General features: G+C 70.9%; 22 protein-coding genes and 1 pseudogene. 7 read left to right on the top strand and 16 right to left on the bottom strand.

Features of this window, described 5'->3' with window-relative positions; genetic code table 11:
- Positions 1-101: 101 nt before the first annotated feature.
- The 3 genes from obgE to rplU all read right to left on the bottom strand — a co-directional run bounded on the left by obgE (position 102) and on the right by rplU (position 2,278).
- Positions 102-1,541 carry a GTPase ObgE gene (obgE, locus tag ACIQVL_RS06325; RefSeq protein WP_403474579.1) on the bottom strand — a complete coding sequence of 480 codons (1,440 nt, stop codon included), beginning with the start codon at positions 1,539-1,541 and terminating at the stop codon, positions 102-104.
- A gap of 147 nt (positions 1,542-1,688) precedes the next feature.
- The gene (gene rpmA / locus ACIQVL_RS06330; protein ID WP_020940020.1) at positions 1,689-1,943 is read right to left on the bottom strand and encodes a 50S ribosomal protein L27; all 255 of its coding nucleotides are present in this window, start codon (positions 1,941-1,943) and stop codon (positions 1,689-1,691) included.
- A 14-nt stretch (positions 1,944-1,957) separates the two neighbouring features.
- Positions 1,958-2,278, bottom strand: coding sequence for a 50S ribosomal protein L21 (rplU, locus tag ACIQVL_RS06335; RefSeq protein WP_007381993.1), 321 nt, complete (start codon positions 2,276-2,278; stop codon positions 1,958-1,960).
- 348 nt (positions 2,279-2,626) lie between these two features.
- On the opposite strand from rplU, the gene ACIQVL_RS06340 reads away from it, so the two are divergent.
- On the top strand, positions 2,627-4,660 hold the full coding sequence (locus tag ACIQVL_RS06340) for a glycosyltransferase (RefSeq protein ID WP_403427672.1): 2,034 nt from the start codon (positions 2,627-2,629) through the stop codon (positions 4,658-4,660).
- A gap of 48 nt (positions 4,661-4,708) precedes the next feature.
- A complete protein-coding gene (gene rfbC / locus ACIQVL_RS06345; RefSeq protein WP_403427669.1) occupies positions 4,709-5,302 on the top strand; it encodes a dTDP-4-dehydrorhamnose 3,5-epimerase in 594 nt (197 codons plus the stop codon).
- Between the two features lie 85 nt (positions 5,303-5,387).
- On the opposite strand, the gene ACIQVL_RS06350 is transcribed toward rfbC, so the two are convergent.
- From ACIQVL_RS06350 to ACIQVL_RS06365, 4 genes are all read right to left on the bottom strand, one after another.
- Positions 5,388-6,182: a class I SAM-dependent methyltransferase gene (locus tag ACIQVL_RS06350; RefSeq protein ID WP_403427666.1), complete on the bottom strand. Its 795-nt coding sequence runs from the start codon at positions 6,180-6,182 to the stop codon at positions 5,388-5,390.
- Positions 6,183-6,436: 254 nt separating this feature from the next.
- The gene (locus ACIQVL_RS06355; protein ID WP_403474580.1) at positions 6,437-10,615 is read right to left on the bottom strand and encodes an Rne/Rng family ribonuclease; all 4,179 of its coding nucleotides are present in this window, start codon (positions 10,613-10,615) and stop codon (positions 6,437-6,439) included.
- Positions 10,616-10,891: 276 nt separating this feature from the next.
- The gene (locus ACIQVL_RS06360) at positions 10,892-11,656 is read right to left on the bottom strand and encodes a TIGR03936 family radical SAM-associated protein (protein WP_403427662.1); all 765 of its coding nucleotides are present in this window, start codon (positions 11,654-11,656) and stop codon (positions 10,892-10,894) included.
- Positions 11,657-11,788: 132 nt separating this feature from the next.
- Entirely contained in the window at positions 11,789-12,661 is an 873-nt protein-coding gene (locus ACIQVL_RS06365) for a hypothetical protein (protein WP_403474581.1), read from the bottom strand.
- A 172-nt stretch (positions 12,662-12,833) separates the two neighbouring features.
- Here ACIQVL_RS06365 and ACIQVL_RS06370 point away from each other — a divergent pair, with 172 nt between their 5' ends.
- Positions 12,834-13,187, top strand: coding sequence for a DUF805 domain-containing protein (locus ACIQVL_RS06370; RefSeq protein WP_351700270.1), 354 nt, complete (start codon positions 12,834-12,836; stop codon positions 13,185-13,187).
- Positions 13,188-13,243: 56 nt separating this feature from the next.
- Here the strand turns inward: ACIQVL_RS06370 and ACIQVL_RS06375 are convergent, their stop codons facing one another.
- From ACIQVL_RS06375 to ACIQVL_RS06395, 5 genes are all read right to left on the bottom strand, one after another.
- The gene (locus ACIQVL_RS06375; protein ID WP_403474582.1) at positions 13,244-13,708 is read right to left on the bottom strand and encodes a hypothetical protein; all 465 of its coding nucleotides are present in this window, start codon (positions 13,706-13,708) and stop codon (positions 13,244-13,246) included.
- Between the two features lie 308 nt (positions 13,709-14,016).
- The gene (locus ACIQVL_RS06380) at positions 14,017-14,298 is read right to left on the bottom strand and encodes a DUF6400 family protein (protein WP_403474583.1); all 282 of its coding nucleotides are present in this window, start codon (positions 14,296-14,298) and stop codon (positions 14,017-14,019) included.
- A gap of 93 nt (positions 14,299-14,391) precedes the next feature.
- Complete coding sequence (locus ACIQVL_RS06385; protein ID WP_403427653.1) at positions 14,392-15,000, bottom strand: VOC family protein; 609 nt, start codon at positions 14,998-15,000, stop codon at positions 14,392-14,394.
- A 54-nt stretch (positions 15,001-15,054) separates the two neighbouring features.
- Positions 15,055-15,804, bottom strand: a complete 750-nt coding sequence (locus ACIQVL_RS06390) for an SDR family oxidoreductase (protein ID WP_403474585.1) — start codon at positions 15,802-15,804, stop codon at positions 15,055-15,057.
- Positions 15,805-16,244: 440 nt separating this feature from the next.
- Positions 16,245-16,922 carry a TetR/AcrR family transcriptional regulator gene (locus tag ACIQVL_RS06395; RefSeq protein WP_403427652.1) on the bottom strand — a complete coding sequence of 226 codons (678 nt, stop codon included), beginning with the start codon at positions 16,920-16,922 and terminating at the stop codon, positions 16,245-16,247.
- A gap of 112 nt (positions 16,923-17,034) precedes the next feature.
- Here ACIQVL_RS06395 and ACIQVL_RS06400 point away from each other — a divergent pair, with 112 nt between their 5' ends.
- Positions 17,035-18,027: a 4,5-dihydroxyphthalate decarboxylase gene (locus tag ACIQVL_RS06400; protein ID WP_403474586.1), complete on the top strand. Its 993-nt coding sequence runs from the start codon at positions 17,035-17,037 to the stop codon at positions 18,025-18,027.
- A 147-nt stretch (positions 18,028-18,174) separates the two neighbouring features.
- The gene (locus ACIQVL_RS06405; protein ID WP_403474587.1) at positions 18,175-18,864 is read left to right on the top strand and encodes a DUF899 family protein; all 690 of its coding nucleotides are present in this window, start codon (positions 18,175-18,177) and stop codon (positions 18,862-18,864) included.
- Between the two features lie 104 nt (positions 18,865-18,968).
- Here ACIQVL_RS06405 and ACIQVL_RS06410 read toward each other — a convergent pair.
- Positions 18,969-19,205 (bottom strand): annotated as a pseudogene (locus ACIQVL_RS06410) (tetratricopeptide repeat protein); the annotation flags it as partial.
- 115 nt (positions 19,206-19,320) lie between these two features.
- On the bottom strand, positions 19,321-19,536 hold the full coding sequence (locus tag ACIQVL_RS06415) for a hypothetical protein (RefSeq protein WP_403427647.1): 216 nt from the start codon (positions 19,534-19,536) through the stop codon (positions 19,321-19,323).
- 630 nt (positions 19,537-20,166) lie between these two features.
- Here ACIQVL_RS06415 and ACIQVL_RS06420 point away from each other — a divergent pair.
- Complete coding sequence (locus ACIQVL_RS06420; RefSeq protein ID WP_403474589.1) at positions 20,167-21,786, top strand: recombinase family protein; 1,620 nt, start codon at positions 20,167-20,169, stop codon at positions 21,784-21,786.
- 94 nt (positions 21,787-21,880) lie between these two features.
- On the opposite strand, the gene ACIQVL_RS06425 is transcribed toward ACIQVL_RS06420, so the two are convergent.
- Both ACIQVL_RS06425 and ACIQVL_RS06430 read right to left on the bottom strand, forming a co-directional pair.
- Complete coding sequence (locus ACIQVL_RS06425; RefSeq protein WP_403474590.1) at positions 21,881-22,345, bottom strand: DUF3592 domain-containing protein; 465 nt, start codon at positions 22,343-22,345, stop codon at positions 21,881-21,883.
- A gap of 896 nt (positions 22,346-23,241) precedes the next feature.
- Complete coding sequence (locus tag ACIQVL_RS06430; RefSeq protein WP_403427642.1) at positions 23,242-24,276, bottom strand: replication initiator; 1,035 nt, start codon at positions 24,274-24,276, stop codon at positions 23,242-23,244.
- On the opposite strand from ACIQVL_RS06430, the gene ACIQVL_RS06435 reads away from it, so the two are divergent.
- Positions 24,200-24,787 carry a hypothetical protein gene (locus ACIQVL_RS06435; protein WP_403428190.1) on the top strand — a complete coding sequence of 196 codons (588 nt, stop codon included), beginning with the start codon at positions 24,200-24,202 and terminating at the stop codon, positions 24,785-24,787. The two genes, ACIQVL_RS06430 and ACIQVL_RS06435, sit on opposite strands and share 77 nt — an antisense overlap.

The raw sequence follows: 24,787 nt of genomic DNA on the forward strand, positions 1-24,787 counted from the left end.
TGGCAGCGGAAAACCCGTTGCGGCCGGGAACGGGTCCCGGCCGCAACGGGTCCGGTGGTGGGTCGGCCTGTGCTCCCCGGGGACCGGGGAGGCCGGCGGTTCTACTCGAACGGGTCGAAGTCGCCGTACTCCTGCAGGGACTCGTCGCGTTCCGCCTGCCGGTCGCGGCGGCGCTGCACGGCGGGGCGCTGTTCCTCGAAGCGGTGGTCCTCGCCGCGGCGGCCGAGCATCTCGGCGCCGGACATCATGGTCGGCTCCCAGTCGAAGACCACGGCGTTGTCCTCGGGGCCGATGGCGACGCCGTCGCCCGACCGGGCGCCCGCCTTCATCAACTGCTCCTCCACGCCCAGGCGGTTGAGGCGGTCGGCGAGGTAGCCGACGGCTTCGTCGTTGTTGAAGTCGGTCTGGCGGACCCAGCGTTCGGGCTTCTCGCCGCGGACCCGGAAGAGGCCGTCGTCCTCCTGGGTGACGGTGAAGCCGGCGTCGTCGACGGCCTTGGGCCGGATGACGATCCGGGTCGCCTCCTCCTTGGGCTTGGCGGCGCGGGCCTGGGCGACCAGGTCGCCGAGTGCGTAGGTCAGCTCGCGCAGGCCCAGGTGGGCGACCGCGGACACCTCGAAGACGCGGTAGCCGCGGGCCTCCAGGTCGGGGCGGACCATTTCGGCGAGGTCCTTGCCGTCGGGGACGTCGATCTTGTTGAGGACGACGATGCGGGGCCGGTCGCCGAGGCCGCCGTACTGCTTGAGCTCCTCCTCGATGATGTCGAGGTCGGAGACGGGGTCGCGCTCGGACTCCAGGGTCGCGGTGTCGAGGACGTGGACGAGGACGCTGCACCGCTCGACGTGGCGCAGGAACTCCAGGCCGAGGCCGCGGCCCTGGCTGGCGCCGGGGATGAGGCCGGGCACGTCGGCGATGGTGTAGACGGTGGAGCCGGCGGTCACCACGCCGAGGTTGGGGACCAGGGTGGTGAACGGGTAGTCGGCGATCTTCGGCTTGGCGGCCGACAGCACGGAGATCAGCGAGGACTTGCCGGCGCTCGGGTAGCCGACCAGCGCAACGTCGGCGACGGTCTTGAGTTCGAGGACGATGTCGTCGAGGTCGCCGGGCTCGCCGAGCAGTGCGAAGCCGGGGGCCTTGCGGCGGGCGCTGGCGAGGGCCGCGTTGCCGAGGCCGCCGCGGCCGCCCTGGGCGGCGACGTAGGAGGTGCCGTGGCCGACGAGGTCGGCGAGGACGTTGCCGTCCTTGTCCAGCACCACGGTGCCGTCGGGTACCGGCAGGACGAGGTCCTGGCCGTCCTTGCCGGCCCGGTTGCCGCCCTCGCCGGGCTTGCCGTTGGTGGCCTTGCGGTGCGGGGAGTGGTGGTAGTCGAGGAGAGTCGTCACGGACTGGTCGACGGTCAGGGTGACGTCGCCGCCGCGGCCGCCGTTGCCGCCGTCGGGGCCGCCGAGCGGCTTGAACTTCTCCCGGTGCACGGAGGCGCAGCCGTGGCCTCCGCTACCCGCGGCGATGTGCAGCTCGACGCGGTCCACGAAGGTGGTCATGGTGCTGTGCCTCCAGGGGGTCCCCCCGGCCGAGGGCTGGGGGAGTACGGGTGATACCAATGTCAACACGCGAAAGGCGGACCCGCCTTCCCGATCGGGAAGTGAGGTCCGCCTCGCGAAACGTTCGGTCTGAGCCCTAGATCAAGCTCAGGCGACCGGAACGATGTTCACGACCTTGCGGCCACGGTGGGTGCCGAACTCCACCGCACCGGGCTGCAGCGCGAACAGCGTGTCGTCGCCGCCGCGGCCGACGCCCGCACCCGGGTGGAAGTGGGTGCCGCGCTGACGGACCAGGATCTCGCCCGCGTTGACGACCTGACCGCCGAAGCGCTTCACGCCGAGGCGCTGAGCGTTGGAGTCACGACCGTTACGGGTGGACGATGCGCCCTTCTTGTGTGCCATCTCTCCTCAGTCCCTTACTTCGCAGCCGCGGGGATCTCAGTGACCTTGATCGCCGTGTACTGCTGGCGGTGGCCCTGACGACGGCGGTAGCCGGTCTTGTTCTTGTAGCGAAGGATGTCGATCTTGACGCCCTTGTGGTGGTCCACGACCTCGGCCTGGACCTTGATGCCGGCCAGGACCCACGGGTCGCTGGTCACAGCGTCGCCGTCGACAACGAGCAGGGTCGAGAGCTCGACCGTGTCGCCAACCTTGGCGGTGGAAATCTTGTCAACCTCGACGATGTCACCGACAGCAACCTTGTGCTGGCGGCCACCGCTGCGCACGATGGCGTACACGCGGATCTCACTCTCTCGCTCGGGAACGGCACCCCCGCAGTCCAGCCGCCCGGCGAACGCGGGCGGCCTCTCCGGAGCAGGGTGCGCTCCCGGAGGAAGAGGTTTACGGGGATGTGGCACGTCCTCATATCCATGGACACGCCGACGGTCAAGGTTACGGGGCCGCGCGGGGGCGGTCAAACCGGGCCGGTGCCGGCCGTCGCGGCCGGTGCTCCCGCCGACCCGGTCGCCCCTGGGAAGCGGCTGCGGTTACCCTGTGACCTCCACTCGTGCATCAGTTGGTCACCGGCTGTACACGGATCATTAATGTCGCAGTCTGCATCCCAAAACTGGAGCCAGGTAACAGAGATGTCGATCAAGGTGAGCGTCATCATCCCGGTGTACAACCCGGGTAAGTACATCCAACCCTGCATCGACTCCCTGTTGAGGCAGACGCTTCCCGCGAACGAGTTCGAGGTCCTGTTCGTCGACGACGGTTCGACCGACGAGAGCCCCGCGGAACTGGACGCCCTCGCCGAGAAGCACCCGCATTTCCGGGTGATCCACATACCGAACTCCGGCTGGCCCGGCAAGCCCAGGAACATCGGTGTGGGCGAGGCGAAGGGCGAGTACGTCCAGTTCGTCGACCAGGACGACTACCTCGCCTCCGACGCGCTGCACCGGCTGTACGAGATGGGGCACCGCAACGTCTCCGACATCGTCATCGGCAAGGTGGCCAGCAACTTCCGGGGCGTCCCGCACGGCGTCTTCAAGGCGGACCGGGAGAAGTGCACCATCCACGACGCGCCGCTGTACGACAGCCTCACGCCGCACAAGATGTTCCGCACGGAGTTCCTGCGCGAGAACAAGATCGCCTATCCCGAGGGCAAGCGGCGCCTGGAGGACCAGCTGTACATGATGGAGGCGTACTTCCCCGCCAAGGTCGTCTCCATCCTCGGCAGCTACACCTGCTACTACTACTCGAAGCGCGACGACGGCCAGAACGCGGGTTCCGCGCGCATCGTCCCGTCGGGTTACTACGGGAACCTCCGTGAGGTGCTCGACGTCGTCATGGCGAACACCGAGCCCGGCGACTTCCGCGACCTGCTGCTGCGCCGCTTCTACCGGGTGGAGATGCTCGGCCGGCTCAGCGAGCCCAGCGTCCTCAAGTACGACGAGGCCTACCTCGGCGAGATGCTGGAGGCCGTGCAGCCGCTGGCCGAGGAGTACATGGGCGAGGGCGTGCGCGACGGGCTCGGCGCCCTCACCCGCGTCCGCTCGACGCTGCTGGGCCGCGGGGACGGCGACGGCCTGGTGCGGTTCGCCCGCTTCGGGAGCTCCGTCAAGGGCGCGACCCGGCTGGAGACGGCCGAGTGGCGGCCCGACGGCAAGCTGGCCGTCACCCTCAGCGCCCGGCTGGTGCACGGCGACGACGCCGAACCGGTCCGCCTGCTGCGCCGCGACGGCCGCTTCTACCTGCACCCCGGGCTGGTCCAGGACGTGCTGGAGGCCGGCGAGCTGGTCGACGTCACGGACGAGATGGACCAGTTCAAGGCCGAGATGTCGCTGCGCAACCGCGAGACGGCCGTCGAGTGGCCGTGCGCGGCCGAGTTCACCTCGCACGTCGAGGACCTCGGCGACGGCGCCTGCGAGGTCGTCCTGCGCGGCAGCGGCGTGGTCAGCCCCCAGGGTGTGAAGGGGCGCGGCCCGGTCTCCAAGGGCTTCTGGGACATCTGGGTCAGCGTCCGGGGCCTCGGTCTGGTCCGCAAGGCCCGGCTCGGCGCCGACCGCGTCGCGGGGGTGGAGACGGAACTGCGTCCCGCGCTGCTCGGCTCCCCCGCCCGCCCGGTCATCCCGTACTTCACCGACCCGCACGGCAACCTCACCCTGGACGTCGCCCGCCGCAGCAAGAAGCTGGCGCCGTACCTGGCGGACCGCCCCGTGCAGCGGATGCCGGGCAACCGTCCGGAGCTGCGGCTGGACGTGTTCACCCGTGCGAAGACCGCGTCGGCCAGGACCGAGCTGGTGCTCAGCTCCGGGGACGGCGGCGGCATGCACGTGGTGTCCGCCGAGATCCGCAACGTGGCCGGCCGCGCCCACATCGCCGTTCCCGCGCGCGCGGGGTCGGTGCCCGCGGGCCGCTGGAACCTGGCGGCCCGGCTGGACGGCGAGAAGGCCCCGGCGCTGCCGCTGGGCACCGTGACGGTCCGCGGCAACGGGCGGCTGCGGCTCGACGACTCCCTGCCCGTGGTGGATGCCGAGCTGGTGCGCACGACGGTGGCCAAGCGCCGCAAGGCGGCCCTGCGGCGGCGGCTGCGCGCCGTCGGCGGTCCGGTCGTGCGCAGGCTGCCCGCACCGGCCCGCAGGAAGCTGCGCGGCCTGGCGGCGAAGCTGACCGGCTGATCCGCCGGACCCACCACGGACACGCACCACGACAAGGATGTGATCGACATGCGGGAGCTCGGCATCGCCGGCGCCTGGATCCACGAACCGAAGGTCTTTCCGGACGCCCGCGGGAGCTTCCACGAGTGGTTCAGGGGAGCGGACTTCGAGGAGGCCACGGGTCATCGCCTGAATCTGGCGCAGGCCAACTGCTCGGTCTCCAGCCGGGGCACCCTGCGCGGCATCCACTTCGCCGACGTGCCGCCCAGCCAGGCCAAGTACGTCAAGTGCGTGCGGGGCGCGGTGCTGGACGTCATCGTCGACATCCGTACCGGCTCGCCCACGTACAAGCAGTGGGAGGCGGTACGGCTGGACGACGTGGACCACCACTCGGTGTACCTCTCCGAGGGGCTCGGGCACGCCTTCATGGCGCTGACCGACGACGCCACCGTGGTGTACCTGTGCTCCGAGGGGTACGCCCCGCAGCGCGAGCACGGCATCCATCCGCTCGACCCGGAGCTGGGCATCGAGTGGCCGTCGGACCTGACCCCGGTGCTGTCCGAGAAGGACGCCGCGGCGCCCTCCCTGGCTGTCGCCGAGGCCGAGGGGCTGCTGCCGTCGTACGACGCGTGCCGGGCCTACCTGGCGGAGTTGCGCGCCTGAGACCGGCAGGAAGGACGAGGGGCCTCGCGGATCTTCCGCGGGGCCCCTCGTTCCTGTCCTGCTGTTTCTCGTGCCGGTCGGCCGGTCAGCCGCCCAGGGCCGCGATCTGCCCGCGCAGCCGCTCGAAGCCGGCGCGCGGACGGCGCAGGTTCCGGGCCCGGTTCAGGGCGGGCCAGAAGTCGGCCGCCAGCAGTGCCTCCGGGCGTGCGGCGTGTTTGCGCACCAGCACCTCGTCGGGGACCGTCTGCGGGTCCGGGGTGACGTACTCCTTGAGGATGTCGTCGTACGCCTCCTTGAGCACGGTGTTGTGCGGATCGGCGCCGAAGACCACGGCGACACCGGTCGGCGCGGTGTCGATCTCGAGGACGACCAGGTCGGGGCGGTACTTCCGCAGGACCGTCACCAGTTTGTAGACGTCGCCGGTCCAGTACTTGGTGTGCCGGTCGCGGGCCGCCTCGTCCACGTCGCGGGGCAGCATGTCGTCCAGGACGATCACGCTCGACCAGCGTGAGTGGCGTTCGACGTTCATGAAGTCGCGCAGTGCGTACTCGAAGAGGTGCATGCCGTCGATGAAGGACAGTTCCAGCGTGGGATCGCCGCCGAGCACGCCGAGCGGGTCGCGGCGGGCGAGGGCGCGGAAGGGGTTGCGGCCTCGCCGCAGGTGCACCAGCGGGTCCTTGCGGGCGAAGAAGTCGTCACTGGTCGACTGGACCAGGTGGACGTCGCAGCTGATCGACGTCACGACCTTGAAGGCCGGGTCGATCGCCACGGACGCGACACGTGAAAGCGCCAGGCTGCGACCGTCATTGACGCCGATCTCCAGATAGTTGCGCGGGCGGTAGACACGGTGCAGTCCACGCAGCAGTTCATGACGGTTCACTCAAGCGGCCTTTCGTCGTGATTCCGCTGTTCGGGTTCCCGGCGAAGTTACTCGTTGACAGGCATGCGCGTAACCTTTCCCGTCAATTTACCGGGTGTTCCCTGTGAACCGGCGGGCGGGTGGTGCGTCTCTCACGGCGCCCCGGTTACCGTCCCCGTCCGGGCGGTCACGCTGTGCGGCGAACGGGGGCGCACACGCGAGCGGCTCCCGGTCGTGGGACCGGGAGCCGCTCACTGGTGCGTGGGCCGTGGCCGTCAGCTCTCGTCGGGGGCGGTGGTGACCGTGGTGGTCTTCTTCGCCGTCGACTTGGCGGCGGCCGTCTTGGCGGTCTTGGCCGCCTTCTTGGCCGTCGTCTTCTTCGCGGCCGTCTTCTTGGCAGCGGTCTTCTTGGTGGCGGCCGTCTTCTTCGCCGCGGTCTTCTTGGCGGCCGTCTTGCGGGCCGTCTTCTTGGCCGGAACGGCCTCCTCGACGTCCTCCTGGACGGACTGGGCGGACTCGGCGGCCCCGGTGGGGGCCTCGTCGGCCGCCGCCGGCGTCTCGGCCGACGGTACGACCACGACGGCCGCCTCCTCGGACGCGGTCGGCGCGGTCGCCTTGCGCACGGCGCGGCGGCGCGGGCGGGCCGGAGCGGCGCTCTCGGCGGCCGTGGCCGCCTCGGGCTCAGCGGCCGGTTCCGGCGCCGTCCCGGCGGCGGTCTCCGGCACCGCTTCCGCGACGGTCTCCGCGACCGGGGCGCTCTCGGCGACGACCGTCACCACGGTCGCCTCGGCACCGGCCGGGGAGCCGGCGGGTGCCGACACCTTCCGGGTGGCACGCCGACGGGTACGGCCGGCGGGAGCGGTCTCCTCGGCGGCCGGGGCCTGCGCGGCCTCGACCACCGGGTCCTCCGCGGCGACCGGTTCGGTGTGTGCCGTGGCGGCCGGCTCCGGCAGCACCGGGCGCTCCGCCTCGACGGCGGCCGGTACGTCCTGCGCGGTCGGCGCCGCGGCCCCGGCGGCCGGGGTCTCGGCCTCGGTGCGTGCCGCACGGCCCCTGGGCGCGCCGGCCGGAGCCGAGGCCCTGCGGCTCGCGCGGCGGCGGGTGCGGCCGCGGCCGGCCGCGGCCTCCGCCTCGGCGACGCTGCTGTACAGCTCCTCGTCGGGTGCGAAGTCGGGCGCGGGCAGCGCGACGGGCCCGGCGGCCTCGGCCGCGACCTCCGCCGCCGTCTCGACCGCGTGGACGGCCTGGGCGTGCTCGACGGCTCCGTCGGCCACGGCCTCGTGCGTCTCGTGCACGTCGTGGTCGTGGTCGTGCTCGTGCCCGTCGCCGCCGCGTCCGCGCTTCCTGCGCTTGCCGCCGCCACCGCCGCCACCGGAGCTGGGCTGCTCCATGTGGACGATGACGCCACGGCCGTTGCAGTGCACGCAGGTCTCGGAGAAGGACTCCAGGAGGCCCTGTCCGACGCGCTTGCGGGTCATCTGGACGAGCCCCAGCGAGGTCACCTCGGCGACCTGGTGCTTCGTGCGGTCCCGCCCGAGGCATTCGAGCAGGCGCCGCAGCACCAGGTCCCGGTTGGACTCCAGGACCATGTCGATGAAGTCGATGACGATGATGCCGCCGAGGTCGCGCAGCCGGAGCTGGCGGACGATCTCCTCGGCCGCCTCCAGGTTGTTGCGGGTCACCGTCTCTTCGAGGTTGCCGCCCTGGCCGGTGAACTTGCCGGTGTTGACGTCGACGACGACCATCGCCTCGGTCCGGTCGATGACCAGTGAACCGCCGCTGGGCAGCCAGACCTTGCGGTCGAGCGCCTTGGACAGCTGCTCGTCGATCCGGTAGGTGGCGAAGACGTCGACCTCGGAGGTCCACTTCGACAGCCGTCCCGCGAGGTCGGGCGCGACGTGCGAGACGTAGCCGTGGACGGTCTCCCAGGCCTCGTCACCGCTGACGACGACCTTGGAGAAGTCCTCGTTGAAGATGTCGCGGACGACCCGGACGGTCATGTCCGGCTCGCCGTACAGCAGCGTCGGGGCGTTGCCGTTCTTCGACTTCTTCTGGATGTCCTCCCACTGCGCCTGGAGCCGTTCGACGTCGCGGGCCAGTTCGTCCTCGCTGGCGCCCTCGGCGGCGGTGCGCACGATGACGCCCGCGTCCTCGGGGACGATCTTCTTGAGGATGGTCTTCAGCCGGGCGCGCTCGGTGTCGGGCAGCTTGCGGCTGATGCCGGTCATCGAGCCCTCGGGGACGTACACGAGGTAACGGCCGGGGAGGGAGACCTGGCTGGTGAGGCGGGCGCCCTTGTGGCCGATCGGGTCCTTCGTCACCTGGACGAGGACCGACTGGCCGGACTTGAGGGCGGCCTCGATGCGGCGCGGGCCGTTGGCCATGCCGAGCGCCTCGAAGTTGACCTCGCCGGCGTAGAGGACGGCGTTGCGGCCCTTGCCGATGTCGATGAAGGCGGCCTCCATCGACGGCAGCACGTTCTGGACCTTGCCCAGGTAGACGTTGCCGACGTACGAGGTCGACTGCTCCTTGTTGACGTAGTGCTCGACGAGCACGCCGTCCTCCAGGACGCCGATCTGGGTGCGGTCGCCGTGCTGGCGTACGACCATCACCCGCTCGACGGCCTCGCGGCGGGCGAGGAACTCGGCCTCGGTGATGATCGGGACGCGGCGGCGGCCCTGCTCGCGGCCCTCGCGGCGGCGCTGCTTCTTCGCCTCCAGGCGGGTCGAGCCCTTGATGGACTGGACCTCGTCGGAGGGTTCGGAGGGCTTGCGGGGCTCGCGGACCTTGACGACCGTGCGCTCCGGGTCGCCCTCGCCGGGCTCGCTGTCGGGGCTGTCCCCGGCCCGGCGGCGGCGGCGACGGCGACGGCGGCTGCTGGAGGAGGACCCGCCGGCCTCGTCGTGGGCCTCCTCGTCGTCCTCTTCCTCCTGCTCGGCGGTGTCCTCGGCGTCCTGCTCGGCCTGCTCGGCGGCGAGCTCGTCGCTGCCGTCGTCGCCGCCCTCGCCGTCGGCGGCATCGCCGCGACGGCGGCGCCGGCCACCGCGACGGCGGCGCCGGCGGGAGCCGGACTCCTCGGCCTCGTCCTCGCCGTCGGCGAGGTCCTCGGCGGACTCCTCCGGCTCGTCGGTCTCGTCCTCGGCGGTGGCCTCGGCGACCGGGGCCTCCTCCGCGGCGCCCCGGCGGCGGCGCCGACGGCGCGAGCCGGCCTCGGCCTGCTCGGCAGGCTCGGCCTGCTCGGCGGCGAGCTCCGTACCGGTGGGATCAGCGGTGGCGGCAGCGGGAGCAGCGGAGACGGGGGCGGCCGTGGCGGCCGCGGACTCCTCGGGTTCCCCGCCGCCCGCGGCGGAGGCGGCGGCCTCGGCGGCGGCGCGCTCCGGGGTCTGGAACTTCGGCTCGGTGAACACGGGCGCCTGGAAGACGGCGACGGCGGGCCGGGCCGGGCGGCGCTGCGGCTCCTCCTCGGCGCCGGCCCGGGCGGCGGGCTCGGAGAACCCGGTGGCGGCCTGCCGGACGACGCGCCGCCTACGGCGCGGCGTCTCGGCCTCGGCCTCGGCGGGCTCGACGGCCTCGGCGGCCGGGGTCTCGGCGGCCACGGCCTGCGGCTCCTCGGCGACAGCGGCCTCCGGCGCACCGGCGGGCGTGGACACCCGGCGGGTGGCGCGGCGGCGGGTACGGGGGACGGTGGCGGTCTCCTCGGGAGCCTCGACGGCCTCGGGCACCTCGGGCGCCTCGGTGGCAGGTTCCGTACCGGCTTCGGCGGCGACGGCCGCGGCCTCTTCGCCCGCCTCGTCGGGGGCACCGGCGGGCGCGGACACCCGGCGGGTCGCACGGCGACGCGTCCGCGGAGCGGGCGCGGCCTCCTCGACGGCCTCTGCGGCGTCAGCAGCCTCGGCGGTCTCCAGCTGCTGTGCCTGGTCCGTCTCCGCGACGGCGGACGGCTCCTGCGGCGCGGCCGGGGACTCGGCGGGCGCGGAGACCCGGCGGGTCGCACGGCGGCGCGTCCGCGGGGCGGGCGCGGCCTCCTCGGCGCCGTCGGCGGCGGACTCGGCCGCGGCCGTGCTCTCGGCGGACTCGGTGACGGCACCGGCAGCAGCGGCAGCGGGTACGACAGTCGTCTCCGCGGTCTCGGTGGGGGCACCGGTGGGCGCGGACGCCCGGCGGGTCGCACGGCGACGCATCCGCGGAGCGGGCGCGGCCTCCTCGACGGCCTCCGCTGCCTCGACCGTCTCTGGGGTCTCGGCAGCCTCTTCCGTGACCTCTTCCGTCGCCTCGGCGGCGGACTCGAAGGTCTCGGCGGCCGGTATGGCCGGCGCCGTGGTCTCGGCCACGGCCTCGGTCCCGGCCGGCGGTCCCGCGGGGCGGGACGCGGCACGGCGACGCCTGCGCGGCGGCAGGGTGTCGCTGGGGGTGTTCGGTTCGGAGCCCTCGGTGGGCTCGGTCGGTTCGAGCATGCGGGCGTTTCTCCCGTCAGGCTCCCGGGCGCCGCGCCTGGTCCGGCGTCGATCGGTTCGAGCGACCGCCGGTGACGTCCACGGCTCGCGCGATACGCGGTGCCGCCGTGTGGGGCGCGGGCGCCGCACAGGAGCTCTCTGTGTCCTGTCTCGCCGGTTCCGTACGCCTTGTCGCGGACGGCCTGGCGAAAGTCTGCTGGTCGGTGCGCTGCCCGACCCAGGTGGCTCCCGAGTACGAGGGCGGCGCTACGACGTCCGTCCTTCGCGGGACCTTCCTTACGCCGGCGCCGTCGCGGTGGCAGTCGGTTCGGCCTTCGAGAGGGCCTCCGCTGCCTCGCGGTCGGGCGCGAGCGGGTCGGTCACCGTGCCGGTCTCTTCATCGAGCAGCCCCTGCGCCAGCCTGGTCACCGCTGCGGGGACCGGCGGCGCCAGGTCGGCCACGGCGCGGAGACCGGACAGGACGTCGTCGGGTCGTACGGCAGGCGTCACGTGCCGAACAACCAGCCGCAGTATCGCACAGGGCTGGTCGGTCGGCCTATCAGCCGTTTCACTCTGTGTTTCAAGTTGTACGACGGCGGGGCGGGCGTCGAAGGTGCGGACGCCGTTCTTGGTGGTGCGCCGGACCTCGACGGACTCGGCGGCGTTGAACGCGGCGACGGCCTTCTCGGCCTCCGCCGGGTCCTGGCCGGCCAGCCGCAGCTCCCACACGGAGGCGGTGAGCCGGTCGGCCAGTCCGGACGTGTGTGCCTCGACCGCGTCGACGATGTCGAGCCCGGCGGGCAGGGACTCGTCGAGGAGGGCGCGCAGCCGCTCCGGGTCGCGGGACGCGGCGAGCGCGATCTCCAGGTACTCGGCCTCGCTGCCCGTGCCGGTGGGTGCGGCATTGGCGTACGACACCTTCGGGTGCGGTGTGAACCCCGCCGAGTACGCCATCGGCACCTCGGCGCGGCGCAGCGCACGCTCGAAGGCGCGCTGGAAGTCACGGTGGCTGGTGAACCGGAGGCGGCCGCGCTTGGTGTAGCGCAGTCGGATGCGCTGCACCGCGGGTGCGGGCGGCGGGCCTTCGGGCTGTCGCTTGCCCAGTGTCGTCAGTCCTTCGTGGTTCTCGTTCTCGTGCGTTCTTGTGCGTTGCCGTGCGGGGGCCGTACCGCGTGGCCCTGCGGCTGTGTACTGCTATCCATCAAGAGTACGTGTGTCGCGGCCTCCGGGTTCCCTGCGGTGCACGGGCGCGGGCGGCCGCGGCTCGCCGAAGAGGGCGCGGCGGAGGTCGGCGCGGGCCTGGCGGACGGTACGGCCGATCGCGCGTGCGGCCTGGGCCACCGGGTGCAGGACGAGGTCGCGGACGACGTGCCCGACCGGGGTGAGGACGGTCCGGTACAGCCACCGCGCGGGCTCCAGGAAGATCCACCGGAAGAGGGTCCCGACCACCCGTCCGACGGCACGTGCGACGTACCCGGCGGCCCGCCAGGCGTGGCCGAGTGCCTCCCCGATCTCGCGCAGCACGATGCCGAGGACGCGGCCGGCCGGGGCGAGGATCCAGCGCCACAGGGCGAGGGCGGGCAGGACGAGGAGCACACGCACGGTCCGGTACAGGGCGGTGCCGAGCATCTCGAACACCCACTCCAGGGCCTTCGCGACGGGTACGAGGATCCGTACGAGCACGTGACCGATCGGGGTGAGCACGCGCGCGTAGAACCACACGAGCGCGCGGCCTGCCGGGGGGAACACCCGCGCGCAGACCCAACGCAGGGCGTGGCCGAGGGGGGTGAGCAGGTGGCGGTACAGCCAGATCAGGGGGACGACGAGGAGCGTGTGGAGAACACGGCCGACCGCGCGTCCCACCGGGGCGAGGACGTACTGCCGCAGGAACCGTGCGGTCGCGGCGAACGCGTCCCAGAGCAGGCGGATGGGCAGCACGACCAGGAAGACGAAGATCCGCACGGGGATTCTGATCGCGACGACCAGGCATCCCTCGCCCTCGGCGTGCTGCGACTGCGACTGTTGCTGTGGTGGTGGCGGCGACTGCGGCCGTTTCTGCATGTCCATGGCCGGAAGGACGCTATCGGGTACCGCGCCGGATGCGTTCGGCCGCCCTTGATCACCGAACGGCGGCGACACGGTAACGGTTGACCCGCACACGCCAATCTGATTGGAACCGGCCATGTCGGCTTGATTTGCTGTGCGCACAACCAAGCCTTGATCCCCGGGGGGACGAGTAATGAACTGGTACGTGGACGTACTGAAGAAGTACGTGGTGTTCAGCGGACGCGCGCGTCGGCAGGAATACTGGATGTTCACGCTGATCAACACGATCATCGCGATCGTGCTCATCGCCGTCGGCGCGGCCATCCACTTCAGCGCCCTCGCCGCGATCTACGACCTCGCGGTCCTGCTGCCCAGCCTCGGTGTCGCGGTCCGCCGGCTGCACGACACCGGCCGCTCCGGCTGGGCGATCCTGGTCGGCATCATCCCGCTGGTCGGCTGGATCTTCGTGCTCGTCTGGCTCGCCTCCGACGGCAAGCCGGAGGAGAACCAGTACGGCGTCAACCCGAAGTACGCGGCCGCCGTCTGACCCGCCGAACCCCGAAGGCCCGCCGGAACCGTCCGGCGGGCCTTCGCCGGTTTCCGCTACGCGGCGGACGACGACTTCTTGTTGCGTTCGGTCTGCAGGAACAGCACCAGGAAGAGGACGCGCAGGAGGTCGTCGGGGAGCGCGGTCAGACCGGCGGGCAGGACGACGCGGCGGGGCCGCCCGCCCAGCAGGTCGTACTCCACGGAGAGCGGGCCGACCCCGCACACCCGGCCGCCGAACCTCGGGTGCTCGATCGGGTACGGCCCGATCCGCCGCGGGATCCCGGACCAGGCGGCGCACTCGACGTCCCAGGTCCCGAACGTCCTGGGCACGCCGCCCAGGCGGCCGTAGCCGATCTCGACGTCGCCGATCCGGCGCAGCCGGCTGCCGAGCAGGTCGTACTCCAGCGGGTGCGGCCCGAGCGTGCGGGGCCGGCCGCCCCACCGGCCGTAGCCGATCTCGACGTCGCCGATGCTGCGCAGCCGGCTGCCCAGCAGGTCGTAGCCCAGTTCCAGTTCCATGTCCGCCGACTCCCCCGTGTGCGTCCGCGTTCCGCTGTTCTGTTCGCCGGTGTTCGGTTTCCCCGATTGTGCGGCCGGCCCGGCGCGGCTTCCATGGCGGCCCTGTCACGGTTTCGTCGCGGCCCGGACGATCCGGGCCGGGTCCTCTGACCGGGTCCGGTTCGGTCACGCCGGGCAGCCCGCGGAAGGCGGCGTCCGCCCCGGTGACCAGGACGGCGAGGGCGAAAGGGACGTGTCGCGGGCGGCGGGATCACGCTGCCGCGGGCGGCGGGCGGGCCGGGGGCGTCCTCACCCCTGGCGGGTGAGGTTCAGGCGGTGGGGGCGTCGCCGCCGTCGCCGGGTCCCGCTCCGCCCCCGCGGCGCGGCAGGACGCCGGCTGCGAGAAGCGTGTCGTACAGCCGCTGCTGTTCCGGGTCGAGGCCCGAGTACAGCAGGTCGTACGCCTCCTCCTCGCCCCGCACCGTCTCGACCGGGTCCCACTCGTCGCCGAGGGCCGCCATGACATGGGCGCGGCGGGTCAGCTCGTGACCGGTGAGGTCGACGGAGAACTCGACCGGCTCGGTGGGACGGGAGGCATCTTTGTCGGACATATAACCGAATTTAGGTAAGCCCTCCGGGTGCGGACAAGGCCCCGTGGGACACATCACAGCAGGTCGGAGGGGATGGGGCGGCCGTGGCCCGTTTCACCGCGGCGGTTCGGTCCCGGCCTGCTCGCTCACCAGGTACCGCGCGTACCAGTCCGGCCAGTCCGGGTCCTCGCCACCGGTGCGGGCCTCGTGCTCGCCGTGCGCCGCCGCGGCCCGGCGCAGGGCGTCCGCCAGGTCGCCGGCCGAGGAGAAGGTGGTGACGGCGGGGTCGAGCCGCCCCGGAAGCCGGGTGGTGACCTCCTGGAGGAGCCAGCCGTTGCCGTCCGGGTCGCTGAACGACAGGAAGGAACCGTAGCTGCCGTCGGCGCCGGGCACCCGGGCGTCGGAGCCCGCGTGGTGGAAGACGCCGCCGGCGTCGTGGAACACGTCGCTCGGGCGGGCGCCGTGCTGGGCCAGTTCGTCGTGGGCGGTCTTGATGTCGTCGACGATCAGGTGCAGGCCCTGGGCCGAGCCCGGAGCCTGGTCGGTGACCGAGGAGCCGAAGATGACCGACGCCGGGGAGCCCGGCGGGGTCACCTGCACCACCCGGAAGCCCCCGTCGCCTGCGACGTCCGCGTCGAGCCGCCAGCCCAGCGTGGTGTAGAAGTCCTTGGCCCGGTCGACGTCGGCCACCGGCACCACGACGACCTCCAGTTTCATGTCCATGAGTTGCGCCTCTCGTCTCGTAGGGGCGTAGGGGCTGCCGGCGCGGGCGGGCGGTCAGTGTGCGAGCAGTTGCTGACCGCCGTCGATGTCGTAAGTGGCGCCGGTGAGGGCGTCGTTGACCATGATGTGCACGGCGAGAGCGGCGACGTCCGCCGGGCCGACCACCCGGCCGATGGGCAGCGTCCTGCGCAACTCCTCGCGCCTCGCCTCCAGTCGGTCGCCGAGCAGGGCCGCGGACAGCGGTGTGTCCACGAACCCGGCCGCGATGAGGTTGACCCGGACCGGGGCGATCTCCAGTGCCAGGTTGGCGGTGAGCGCCGGAGACGCCGCGGTGACCGCGCCCACGACGGCCATCCCGGGCGCGGGCCGCCGGCCGCCGGTACCGCCGATGAACAGCAGCGTTCCGCCGGGCCTGACCTTCTCGCGGCCCGCCCGCGCCGCCGCCAGCATCATGGCCATCCGCACGCCGAAGTCCCGGGCCGCGTCGGCCGGATCGAGTTCGCCGAGCGGGGTGTACGACGGGCTGCCCGCCGTCACCAGTACGTGGTCGACCCGTTCGGGCAGTTCCCCGAGGAAGCGCTCCAGGCGTGCGGTGTCCTGGGCGTCGAACGCGGCCGTGCTCAGCGGGTGCAGTTCGTCCGCGGCCCGCTGCAGGCGCTCGGCGTTGCGCGCCACCAGCACCAGGTCGCCGCCGGCCGCCCGTACCTGCCGAGCCGTCTCCAGGCCGATACCGGCGCTGCCGCCGACCACGACGACCGTCTGCCCGGCCAGTTCTCCGTGCGCTCCGCCCGACCCGTCGGCCATGACCGCCTCCACGTCCGCCGGCACGCCCGCTTCACGGGCCGCGCCGGCCGTTGCCGGTAGCCCCCGAATCGCGGGGTGTGAGGTGGCGCCGACGAGGTGCCGGCCCGCACACCGACGAGCGCGAACGGGCGGATGTACGGACCGATCACCGCCGCGACGAACGGTTCGGGGACGGCCGGGGCGGCGCCGAACCGTCCGCCACGGCCAGGTATCTCGCCGCGGCCGAACCCTCCGCCACGGCCGCCCCGCTCCGGAACCCCAGTCTGTCACCCACCCGGCGCAACGGCATCCGAGGCCCACCGGCAGCGGCAGACCGCCGGGGACCTGCAGTCGCCACGCCCACGCCGAACCGGGAGCCCGCCACGAGCGACCGGCGCATTACGAGCCACGCGGCCGTGCGCCGCCGGCCAAGTCAGGGGTGCGTCGCACCGCCGGCCAAGTCAAGGGTGCATCGCGCCGCCGGTCATGCGGTCCGCCCCACTCCCGCCCCCCGTGCCGTCCACGCCGCCCAGCAGAGCCGACAGCTCGTCGCCGAAACCTGTCGTATCGGTCAGACCGAAGGCGACGCGCTGGAGCAGGCAGCCGTGCAGCAGCCCCATCAGCACCCGTGCGCCGCGCTCCGGCTCCACCGCGGACGGGACGGTGCCGGCCGCCTGGCCGCGGCGCAGCGCGTCGGTGATGCCGCCCAGTACGCCCTGGAAGCCCTCGACGGCACGGGCGCGGACGGCGTCGTTGCGCAGCAGCTCCGACCAGCTCTGCACGGCGCAGCGCAGCAGCTCGTCGACGGGCACCTCGCGTCCGGCGGCATCGGTGACGGTGTCGGCGCTCAGCGCTTCGAGCGATGCGGCCAGCAGGTCGGCGACGGAAGCGTGGTCGGTGCGTGCGGCCAGCTTTTCGACGGGTTCGAAGACGAGCCGGAACGCGTCCGAGGCGATGGCGAGGATGATCTCCTCCTTGCTCGCGAAGTACCGGTACGGCGCCCCGGCGGAGACGCCGGCCTCGGCGGCGATGTCGGGCATGGAGGTCTGGTGGAAGCCGTCTCGCGAGAAGCAGCGGCGCGCAGCGGCGACGATCTCCGCCCGCCTGGCCTCTCTTCGCTCGGGGGTGATGCGCGGCATGATCGGCCCTTCAACGTAAATGGTCATTCATCTTGACGGCTGCAGCTGCGGGGGTCCACCGTAAAACGTGAACGGTCATTCACGGAAGCGCGGACGGAAGCGAGGATCTCTCATGAGCGCGCACCTGACCATCGGCGTCCACGCCTACGAACACACCGAGGCACTGTTCGACGGCCGCGTCGGGGTCGACGGCGTGGACGCCGTCTTCGAGACGGCACCGCTGGTCTCGGACATCTTCCGCGGCATGTGCGAAGGCCGGTACGACGTGGCGGAGTTCGGCCTGACCTATTTCCTGCGCACCTTCGACCTCGACGACGCCCCGTTCGTGGCGCTGCCGGTCTTCCCGAACCGCAACTTCCGGCACTCCGCCATTTACGTGAACACCGCGGCCGGGATCAGCAGACCCGAGGACCTGGCCGGCCGCACCATCGGCGAGTTCGCGCTCTACGGCCACGACGCCGGCGTCTGGCCCAAGGGCATCCTGTCGGACGAGTACGGCGTGACCCCCGACCAGTGCCGCTGGGTCATCGGCGGCACGGACCACCCCGTCCCGGCGTTCGACTGGATCCCGCAGCCGGTTCCGGCCGGCGTCGACGTGCGACACGCGGCGGAGGGCCGGACGCTGAGCGCCATGCTCGAATCCGGCGAGATCGACGCGCTCATCTCGGTCGACGTCCCCCGGGCCGTGCTGAACGGCTCACCGGCGGTCGCCCGGCTCTTCCCGGACCACGAGACCGTGGAGCGCGACTACTACCGGCGCACCGGGATCTTCCCGCCGATGCACGTCGTCGCCGTCCGCAGGGAACTGGCGCACCGGACCGGCCTGCTCCGGGCCGTCTACCGGGCGTTCGGCGAAGCCAAGGACCTCGCCGAACGCAAGTACCTGAAGGACGCCGCGAAGCAGCACATGAGCCTCGTGACCCCCTGGTTCAGCAGGCTGTTCGAGGAAAACCTGCGTCTGCTGGGCGAGGACTGGTGGCCCTACGGCGTCGCCGCGAACCGCAAGGCCGTCGACACGTTCCTGCGCTACCACCACGAGCAGGGCCTCTCCCGGCGGCTGCTCACCAGCGACGACATCTTCGTCCCCGAGTTCCTCGACACCTGAGGGCGAACGGCACGCCGGTACACGCGCCCCACCGCCCGCAGCCGCCGCGTCCGCAGGCCGGCCGATGAGTTCGCGGGCCCGGAGCGGTCTGCCCCCGCAGAAACCGAAGCCGAAGCCGAAGCCGTCCACGAGATCTGTGAGGACACCATGACCGACCACGCGCTGCCGACCGTCACCGACGCCGCGGCCTGGGAGCAACGGCTCGCGGCACTGCGCACCCGGGAGAAGGCCGCGACACGGGAACTCGACGCCATCGCCGCCGAGCGCCGCCGCCTGCCGATGGTCGAGATGCCCGACTACACGCTGGAGGGCGAGGACGGCCCCGTCCGGCTGGTGGACGTCTTCGAGGGCAGGAGGCAGCTGATCGCCTACCACCACATGTGGTTCGCCGGGAAGGACTGGCAGTGCCCGGGGTGTACGGGGTTCACCTCGCAGTACACCCGCCTGGAGTTCCTGGACGCCTACGACGCGCGGTTCGTCGTCGTCACCCAGGGCCCGATCGAAGAGGCACTCGCCTACAAACACCGGGTCGGCAACCGGATGACGTGGTACTCGACCGCGAACAGCCCGTTCGGGTCGGACGTCGGCGCACCGCCCGCCGGCGGGTACGCGGTCAACGTGTTCCTGCGCGACGGCGACACCGTCTACCGCACCTGGCACACCGACGGCCGGGGCACCGAGCAGCTCAGCCACAGCTTCGCCCTGATCGATGTCCTCCCGTACGGACGCCAGGAGGAATGGCAGGACTCACCCGAGGGCTGGCCCCAGTCCCCGACCTACAGCCGCTGGGCGACGTCCGAGCACATCGCCGCCCTCTACGGCCCGGGCTCCGGCTGACCCCGCCCCGTACGACGGCCTCAGCGCCGGTGCCGCTCAGTGATGGCGCCGGGTGTCGCAGTGGCCCACGCGCTCCACGCGTCGGCACGGCTACCACGGCACAGCTATGCCTCGTCTTCGGGTACGGCTTCCAACGCTGCGCGGATCCCGTCGAGGTTGTTCAGGCAGGTGGCGATGCCGGGGTGGTCGGGCTTCAGGGCCGCCTCCGTGACGGCCAGCGCCCGCACGGCCTCGGTATGCCGGCCCAGGTCGCTGAGGGTCCTGGCGAGGTTGTTCAAGCGGAGGGCGGTGTCAGGATGGTCGGGCCCCAAAGTCGCCTCCGAGACAGCCAGCGCCCGCTCCCCCGCGAAGGCGAGGAAGTGCTCGGCCTTGCGCGCATACCTGCGGCCGCTGCACCACTGTCGGTGGCACGCGGGAGCACCCCGCGGCGCATGGCTGCGGGGCGCCCCGTGGGCGTTAGTCGACCATCTGCCCGTCGCCCGTACCGCCGACGCACTTCATCCCGACCACCTTTCCGCCGCCGTCCACGCACTCACCCGGGGTGAGGCTTTCGGTGTGGGCGGTGGCGGGAGTGTTGTGGGTGGCGGCCGTGGCGGTGGCGGCACCTGCGAGGCCGAGCCCGGCGAGGGCTGCCGTGGCGATGGCGGCGGCGAGAGTTCGTCGAATGCGCATGTGGTTTCCCTTTCACGGATCGCCTCGGTTGGGGCACTACTCAGCTTGATCTTCACCCATGTGGGTGGCGCGTTTGGTTACTCCATTCGAGTGACACCTGCCGGAGTGGGCCACCGGCGGCGCAGGGACGGATGGCCGGTGCCGCAACCCGCCGGAGAGGCCTTGGGGCCGTGCTCGCATTCACGTACGCAGGTATCGCCAGTACGACAATCCTTAGGGCTGAGGCCGGTGGGGCACCGTCTGGACGTGCAGCCCGGCCATGGACGCGGCTGGGCCCCTCCCTCGGCGGGGAAAGGGCCCAGTTGCAACGCTCTATCTGCCCAGCCGGGGTCGAGGAAGGGTTCGGACCCACTCCACCTCCGAGGCAATCCGTGGGGCGCCTACAGGGCTCGGCAGCGGCGTACGAGGGGAAGCCGACGGCGTCGGCGGGCGAGGACGCGAGGCCCCGACCGCAGCCAGTGCCGCCGCCACCTCCGCCTCGCCCACGTCAGTGCGTGTGACCGCTCGAAGCCGGTGCCGGACCTGCGTTCTTGACCGTAAGAGGCAGCAGCTTCTTGCCGGTCGGGCCTGGATGCTGGTGTCCATCTGCGGCCATTCACCAACGGGTCTACAAGCGCTACCGTGCTGGTCATGGCGAAACGAACGAGGACGCGCGCGGCAACTGACCGCCGTAGCTACTCAGTTGAGGCCGAGTGGTCGAAGGCCGACTTAGCGCTGTTAGAGGACCTGAAGAGGGCGGAAGCCCTCTTACCCGACGACGCACCGCGTGCCCTGCTGTCGGTCCGCCTGTCGGTACTCACCGACGACACGACCTCACCCGTCCGCCAGGAACTGGACCTGCGGATACTCGCCCGCGAACGCGGCTGCCGAGTCGTCGGCGTCGCCAGCGACCTCAACGTGTCGGCGACGAAGGTCCCGCCATGGAAGCGCAAGGAACTGGGCGACTGGCTCAACAACCGGGCCCCGGAGTTCGACGAACTGCTCTTCTGGAAGCTAGACCGCTTCGTACGACGTCTCTCCGACCTCAGCACCATGATCGACTGGTGCCTGAAGTACGGGAAGAACCTCGTCTCCAAGAACGACTCCATCGACCTGACCACGACGGCCGGGAAGATCATGGTCACGATCGTTGGCGGTATCGCCGAGATCGAGGCAGCGAACACCAGCACCCGCGTGGCGAGCCTCTGGGAGTACACGAAGACCCAGAGTGAGTGGCTGGTGGGGAAGCCCGCATACGGCTACGAGACGGCCGAGGACAAAAACGGCAAGGTCATCCTGATCTTCAACACGACCGCGTACAGGGCACTGCACTGGAGCCGCAAGGTCGCGATGAGGGAGCGTCCCGCATCCGCCCGCCGCATGGTCCGGGTCCTGGTCCGCGCCGGTCTGTGCGGAGAAGGCCTCACCGCGACGACCCATCTACGGCGACTGCGCAATCCGGCCCTCATGGGCTACCGCGTGGAAGAGGACAAGGACGGAGGCGTCCGCCGGTCCAAGCTCGTCATGGGAGGCGACGGGAAGCCCATCCGTGTGGCGGAGGGCGTCTTCACGGAGGACGAGTTCTACAGCCTCCAGGAAGTTCTGAACGCTCAGGGCAAAAACCAGCCGAGGCGAAGCCCCGACGGTGCGACGAAGTTTCTCGGGGTCATGATCTGCGCCGACTGCGGTAGCAACATGACCGTCCAGAAGAACCGGATGAACGGAAAGGTCTACCAGTACCTGAGGTGCGGCAAGTGCAAGGCCGGCGGCCATGGCGCACCGAACCCCGAGGACATCTACGCCAGGCTCGTCGAGGACGTCCTGAGCGTGCTCGGCGACGAGCCCGTCATGACACGGGAGTACCGGCAGGGCGCGGAGGCACGCAAGGAGCAGCAGCGTCTCGAACAGTCCATCAGCTACTACATGGCCGGCCTGGAGCCCGAAGGCCGCTTCACGAAGACGAGGTTCACGAAGGAGCGGGCAGACAAGACGCTGGACGACCTGATCAAGCAGCTGGAGGGCATCGACCCCGAGTCGGTCAATGACCGGTGGGTGGCGGTGCACAACGGCAAGTCATTCAGAAGCCGTTGGGAGGAGGGCGGCATGGAGGCCATGGCCACCGACCTGCTCCGGGTCGGCGTGAAGTGCAAGATCACACGGACGAGGGTGAAGGGCGTACGGGCACCGCACATCCACATGAAGCTGATGATCCCCAAGGACGTGCGGAACCGTCTGATACTCAAGGAGGATGTCTTCGCAGAAGCCTTCTGACGAGTCGTGACGACTCGCTTACTGACGTCGGCCGTTCATGGTGACGGCGGTAGGTAGAGGTCGGGTCCAGTTCTGGTGAGGAAGCCCTCGCGGACTACGGCGCGAAGCCGAATTGCACCGCAGCGCCAAACAGCCCCGCGCAGGCCAGGAGCAGGCCGATGACCACCCCGCAGCCCATCACGCACGACTCTTGGCCCGCGCCTGGCGCCGTGACCGTGGCGCGTTCGGGGTGCTCGGGCAGATAGCGCACGGGCACGACGTCGCCGACGAAGTGCACCCCCGTGGTCGCGTGCACCGACACGATCCGCTCCAGCCGGACGTTGGCGCCGTCCCGGGTCCGGAACGCGAGAATCATGTGCAGCTTCCTTATCTTGTCCCCGTCGGAATCCCGCTCCTCCGTCTCGAAGGTCTGGACGCAGCGAGCCTCCGCCATCAGCCCGCGAGCCAGCGCGGCCCGACGGAACCAATACAGACGCATGTAGAAGATCACGATTGCGGCACCCCCGCTTGCAAAAAGCAGGCCGAACACGACGTTGATCCAGTCAGTGGAGTGGTCCATTTCGCCCCCCGATGCCTGTATGGCGCCGCTGTGACAAGGATGCGCACGCCTCGCGATCGTTAAGCCAACGAATCGTCACCCTGTCGAGCTGACCTCAGTAAGCACCAACCCTCACATCCTGAATGCGACCAGCAAGACGACGGAGGTGCAGAATCGCGAGCCTCATTGAGACTCCGACATGCACCCTCCTCTCATATCGGACCTTTCATCGCTTCTTCCAGAACGCCATCAGATCCGCAAGAGCCCTGATGATCTCGGGACGCTCTGAGGCCTCAGCTTTATGGAGGCTGATGATGAGCGAGAGAAGGATCATGACAACTAAGAGGCCGACGACATACAGAAAGATCTGCGGAGCAACTCCGGCCACTTGCTCTAACACGGCCCACATCCCGCCTCCCGGGGAGGGTGTCAGCCGCCGCTTCCGAGAGACTTCGCCGATGAGCGAATGCCTCAACGAAGGCAGGCGGAAGCCTGTCAAACACAGCGCCCGCCGGCTGTGCCCCGTGGCACGGGGATCTTCGTTGAGGTTTTACGGTGTGCGCGTGGGTGCGGGCCTGCGACGCCTAGCAGAGCCACTGCCCGGCGTCGATCTGTCACGCCATATCCAGGTGACAACGAGGATTCCCACTCACGTTGTCACCACGAAATGGCGCGCCCTGTCACTCTACGAGAGGGGGCCGAGAGAATCCACAACATGGAGGCAGACCGAACGGAGCCACCTCCCCCAAGGGCCCCGGGTTGGTGGTTGTCGCTCTCAGGAAAACCACGAAGCGGGGTCGAACGGCTCTTCTGTGCCGTCGACGTCAATGATCACGATGTCGCTGTCGATCAGGCCGATGGCCCCGTCGTGGGACGCCTGGAGCAGCCGCGAGTCCCCAGGCTGTTGTGGTTCGCGTTCAGGCAGAGGAGTTACCCGCACCGCTCCCCCCTTGCCTCGTGTCCAGCCCAAGCCGTCGAGACTCCGCGAGGTCATGAGCGATTCCAGCGGCGATGAGGGCGGCTCCAGGGGTGTGCCCGGAACCGACGTAACGCCAGCGCCTTTCTGTGACGGCGTCTGGCTGGCCGGTATGGCCCATATGGTGGGCGCGCTGAGCACGGAGCGCCGCGTAGGTGGTGGAGTAGGCGCGGGATTTGGTGAGGATGTGGCCTCGGTAACCGAGGGTGTGAGTCCAGGTCCGCAGGTTCAGCGGCGCGTACTCCGGCAGGCCTCCCAGACGCCAGCAGGTTCGCATGAGGGCACGGACGTGTTCGCTCACGGACGCCGTCTCAATATCGGCCCAGTCTGTGACCGAGTGGTCGAGGCCGGCGCCTGTCTCGCTCGCTCCTTTCGTGACGTATTTGGCGACGTACGCGGCCACGGCGTCATCGTCGGGGCCGTCGCCGTTTGTGCGCAGGGGCCGGGCGTCGACCTGTGCGCCCCAGCGCAGTGTCAGTTCGCCCGCGGCGAGGCTGTAGGGGGTGTGGAGCAGTACCCGCCGAACGGAGGCATGTACCGCGTCGATGAGCAGTTCCGCAGTGCCCCAGGCCGGGGGTCCATCACCAGGTCCGGCCGGCCCGTCGAGGCGTACGACGGCGTGTAAGTGGACGGCTGCGCGCTTCTGGTATTCGGCGACGCGGGCGAAGGATAGCCGCGCGTGATCGGCGAAGCGGGACTGTACGAGGCCTGCGGAGGTGGCGAGGCGTCGCCGGACGTCGATGACGAAGCGGTCCCACAGCTTGGAGGCGTGCGCGTGCCACAGCACGTGAGCCGTGTAGTCGTAACAGTCGACGCACAGCGGTTGGCCGATGGCCGGAGTGTCCGGAGCGTGGACGGTGCCGCAGCCGAGGGACCGTCCGTGCTCGCAGGTTCCGCCGTTGCGGCGGGGACGGCACTGGGCGTGGGACGAGTTCCTGGCCTTCCTGCGCCTGTCGAAGACCCCTCCCGCGAACATACTGCTGTCGAGCTACTGGACGATGGGCGCGGTCCGGCACGGCGACTACATCGCCAAGGTGCGCTTCACCCCCGACCCGGCCTCCGCCGCCGCGGTGGTCCATCGCGACATCGACCCGACCTCCGCGGCAGAGGTCTTCCGGCCGGCGCTGGAGGCCGAACTGCGGGAGCGGCCCTACGCCTTCGACATCCAGGTCCAGCTCTGCGCCGACCTGGAACGCATGCCGGTGGAGGACCTCACCGTGGAGTGGCCCGAGAAGCTCTCGCCGTCCGTCACCGTTGCCAAGCTGCGGCTGCCGCGGCAGGACATATCCGGCCCGGAGAACCTGGAGAAGATGGACTCACTGTCCTTCACCCCCTGGCGGGTCACCGCGGAGCACGCCCCCCTGGGCAACATCATGCGAGCCCGCAAGGAGGTCTACCGGCATTCCTCCATCGCGCGTCACAAGCTCAACGAGCAGCCGCGCACGGAGCCCCGCAGCGCCGACGAGGTACTCGGCCCGGCCCAATGA

This window comes from Streptomyces sp. NPDC090499, from assembly GCF_044769305.1.
Taxonomy (GTDB): domain Bacteria; phylum Actinomycetota; class Actinomycetes; order Streptomycetales; family Streptomycetaceae; genus Streptomyces.